General features: G+C 44.0%; 1 protein-coding gene. It reads left to right on the top strand.

The annotated features are described in order from the left end of the window. A partial coding sequence (locus LD39_RS21405) for a C40 family peptidase (protein ID WP_035553854.1) occupies positions 1 to 614 on the top strand: 614 nt, incomplete at its 5' end. Positions 615 to 756 lie beyond the last annotated feature (142 nt).

Here is a 756-nt window from a genome sequence, read left to right as displayed (position 1 = left end):
ACTCCTCCTCGGGTACAAATGATGCGGCTCCGCCAGAAACAACGAATACATACACGGTCAAATACGGGGATACGCTTTGGGGAATTGCTTCTAAACATGGGATGACGGTCAGCGCTTTGAAAACTAAAAACAATTTATCGAGTACTATCATTTTCCCGGGCCAACGATTGGTTATTACGGGACAAGCTCCTTCCGAACAGCCAAGTGCTCCAGAAAACACACAACCTTCCAGTCCTGGTGTTTCAAGTTCAGCACTCATCCAAGAAGCAAAGAAACATCTTGGATCACCTTACCTGTGGGCTGGCTCGACGCCTGCAGGGTTCGACTGCAGCGGGTATTTAAAATTCGTGTTCGGACAAGTGGACGAATACATACCTAGGACTGTGGCATCCATTTATGCCTATAACGATTTTAATGCAGTAAGCGATTCAAACCGCCAGCCCGGAGATGTTGTCTTCTTTGAAACGTACAAGCCAGGTGCTTCTCATGCTGGAATTTATTTAGGAAACAATGAGTTCATCCATAGTGGTTCTTCGACAGGTGTCACGATCAGTTCGATGAACAGTAATTATTGGAGCAAGCGCTATATTGGGACAAAACGTTATGTAGATTAAATAATATGATAAAAGACGCTGCCTTTTGGATGAAAAAGGCAGCGTCTTTTATTTTTATCTAGGAAATTTTAAATATATTTAGGTGTGGATAACTTTTTGCGGTGTGAGTCTACATCTAGCTCCAGCGCCTAGCCCCTCGAGG

The organism is Halobacillus sp. BBL2006 (assembly GCF_000786645.1).
In the GTDB taxonomy this organism is placed as follows: Bacteria; Bacillota; Bacilli; order Bacillales; family Halobacillaceae; genus Halobacillus.
This window is presented reverse-complemented; position numbering and strand designations above follow the sequence as displayed.